The 3,188-nt window shown below is 50.0% G+C and carries 3 protein-coding genes; 1 reads left to right on the top strand and 2 read right to left on the bottom strand.

Going from position 1 to position 3,188, the window contains the following annotated elements:
- A partial coding sequence (locus ACKOVI_RS05095; protein ID WP_509602987.1) for a hypothetical protein occupies window positions 1-359 on the bottom strand: 359 nt, incomplete at its 3' end.
- A gap of 366 nt (window positions 360-725) precedes the next feature.
- On the opposite strand from ACKOVI_RS05095, the gene ACKOVI_RS05090 reads away from it, so the two are divergent.
- Window positions 726-2,831, top strand: coding sequence for a DEAD/DEAH box helicase (locus tag ACKOVI_RS05090; protein ID WP_509602986.1), 2,106 nt, complete (start codon window positions 726-728; stop codon window positions 2,829-2,831).
- On the opposite strand, the gene ACKOVI_RS05085 is transcribed toward ACKOVI_RS05090, so the two are convergent.
- Window positions 2,832-3,188: zinc-binding dehydrogenase (locus ACKOVI_RS05085; RefSeq protein ID WP_509602985.1), on the bottom strand; the 357-nt coding region annotated here is incomplete at its 5' end.

Genomic DNA, 3,188 nt, shown 5'->3' with positions numbered 1-3,188 from the left:
CCTTCTTGTGAGGCGTAGCTACCTGAACCTGAAAGATCTGAAAGACCACCGTTGTTTGTAGAAGATGTTCCGGTGACTGATGCATCGATACTTGATTCAGACCACAATGCAGACATCTTGCCCTTATATGTTGCATTGATTGCAACGGGTGCTGCAGCTGTTCCAGCTTTAGTAGGTGTTGCCGCTGGTTTCTTAGTAGACCAACCTGCTGGACACTTTGGTGAAGCTGCTTTCACAACCTTGCTCTGTGTGCCCTTGTAGCAAGTGATTGACTTAGTTGCAGCTGATGCGGATCCTGCAAAACCTAAAGTGGAAATAGCAATTACTGAGATTGTTGCGAGAATTCTTGATTTCTTCATTTTTAGCACCTCTCCGTGCACTTGTTTTTTGTTTCTTGCAAGAGAATCTTTTCACCAGGCACTTGTCATCAGTAGTGAAAGTGCGAGTGCTAGCACTTTGCTAGGTATTCCTTGCGTCACAAGAAAGTGGTACAAGAAATGTGATTCAGGAGATAGCTATAAATTCAGCATGAAATAGCAGCTTTAAGGCACCGATTTCAGAATTCGCATGATTAACGGTAGACTCTGCGATTGTTACTGACGTAACAGAAGTACCAATAATGAGCCTAATTCAGGCTCTTCTTGCGAGTCTTATCTCCACCTTGGTCCGGCCACAATGGCCTTCCTCATCGAGACGCGCTTGATCTCTCGATAGGAAACTTAATAATGACTTTACAAAAGCGTACAGCCGCGCCCGGAAAAGCACGTCGCGAAGCCTCTAAGGGGAAACCCCGTCGCGCAGCAGCAGCCAAAGCAATGAAGAAGGCTGCTCCAGCACCTCGGACCAAGAGCTCAACTACACCTCGCACTGCATCGAAGGCAACACCCCGCAGCAAGAGCGAATTCAAGCCAACTACAAATGTTCGCTACTCAGATCGTGATCCGATTGAGCAGACGAAGAAAGAGAAGCGTTTAACGGATCGCTCCAAGCTTCGTGCTGCCCGTTTCCAGAAGCAGATTGGTTCTAAATCCAAGGATGTTGAGGGCGCGCCAAAGGGCAACCCTCGTCAGGGCAAGAACGAGCGAGTATTTGAAAAGGGTGCACGTCCTAAGGCAAAGCCAGCAACCCGTGCCGAAAAATTTGTAGCAGAGCGCAGCGAGCGACCAGATCGTCGCCCTGCTCGTACAGAGCGATCATTCGATAAGCCAGCTCGCACAGAACGCCCTGCTCGTACAGAGCGATCATTCGATAAGCCAGCTCGCACAGAACGCCCGGCTCGCACAGAGCGATCATTCGATAAGCCAAAACGCACATTCGATAAGCCAGAGCGTTCATCGCGTCCGGCAGATCGCACAGAGCGCCCAGCTCGTGATTTCTCAAAGCCGCCACGTGATCGTCGCACAGCGACGGGTCGCAATAGTGAGCCACACTCATTCTCTCAAGGTCGCGGCCGCAACGTTGCAGAAGATTTCGGTGCAGATGATTCATATATCTCACCAAATCTTGCAGATGCCAATCTGATTGATGCAACTCCGCTTGACGCGGTTGCTAAAACTTTCCGCGAACTCGGAGTTCCTGCACCGCTTGATAATGCACTTCGAGCACAGGGAATTTTGAGTCCCTTCCCTATCCAGGTAGCTACTCTTCCTGACGCGATTGCAGGTTACGACATTCTCGGTCGTGGTCAGACGGGTTCTGGAAAGACGCTTGCATTCAGTCTTGCACTGCTTTCAAATATCGCAGATAAGAAAGCAAACCCACACAAACCTCTAGCTTTGATTCTTACACCTACTCGTGAGCTTGCTCAGCAGATTGATGAAGTTCTTCTTCCTCTCGCTCGTTCAGTGGGCCACGCTTCAGTAGTTGTTGCCGGTGGAATGTCCTATACAAAGCAGATCACTGCAATGCGTAAGGGCACAGCAATCTTGGTAGCAACACCTGGCCGTCTCATCGACCTTCTTAACAAGGGCGAAGTTCAGCTCGATCAATTGCAGATTACTGTTCTTGACGAGGCCGATCAGATGGCAGATATGGGCTTCTTGCCTGTTGTTCAGGAAATTCTTGATCAGGCTAAGCAGGGAGGACAACGTCTTCTCTTCTCGGCAACTTTGGACCGTGGTGTGGATGCTCTTGTGCGTCGCTACTTGAAGAACCCAAAGACTCACTCATTGCAGAATGACCGCGCATCTGTTTCAACCATGGAGCACTTCCTACTCGTTATGGAACCATCTGAAAAAGATGAGGTAACAGCAGAGATTGCAGCTCGTAATGGAAAGACAATTCTCTTCGTTAAGACTCAGCGAGGTGCAGATCGTCTTGCAGATAAACTTGCTCATGCCGGTGTTCCAGTTGGCGCACTTCACGGCGGTAAGTCACAGGCTGTTCGCACACGTACACTCGCACTCTTCAAAGAGTCCGATAATGCAGCTCTCGTTGCAACAGATGTTGCAGCGCGTGGTATTCACGTTGATGGAATCTCTCTTGTAGTGCATGTAGACCCTGCACAAGATCACAAAGACTACTTGCACCGTTCGGGTCGTACGGCTCGCGCTGGCGAATCAGGAACAGTGGTCTCGCTTGCAACAACGCGTCAACAGAAGTCAGTAAAGGGCCTTACGACTCGTGCAGGCGTCAATCCTTCAACTGTCTATGTGAAGCCTTCTAGTGAAGAGCTCATGCGTGTTACTGGCGCACAGCAACCCTCAGGAATTCCATATGTTGCTCCTATCGTTGAAGCGCCAAAGCGCGCTCCACGCAAGGGTGGATCAGGCGGAGGTCGCGGTTACCGTGGCAATCGCAGTGGCGGCAATGGTGGTCGCGGTCGTCGCTAATTAAGGCTTCAAAACGATTTTGCCGGTGGTCTCTCGTGCGAGCATTGCACGATGGGCACCGGCAGCTTCGTTGAGTGGATAAGTTCCGCCAATTACTGGCTTCAACTTTCCCTCTGCAACTAATGCAAATAACTGAGTAATAACGCCGCCCATCATTGCAGTGTTGGCAAAACAATTTGCTAACCAGAAACCTGAGATTGTTTTTGATCCATGCATCAGCGAACCTGGATGTACCGGCTGAGGGGCAGTGCGAGATGCCATTCCGTAAGTGATGATGCGACCAAAATCTCCAAGTGCCTCAAGACTTTGATCAAAGGTAGTTCCGCCAACCATTTCCAGAACAAGATCCACTCCCTT

Source organism: Candidatus Planktophila sp. (genome assembly GCF_046070465.1).
Taxonomy (GTDB): domain Bacteria; phylum Actinomycetota; class Actinomycetes; order Nanopelagicales; family Nanopelagicaceae; genus Planktophila.
This window is presented reverse-complemented; position numbering and strand designations above follow the sequence as displayed.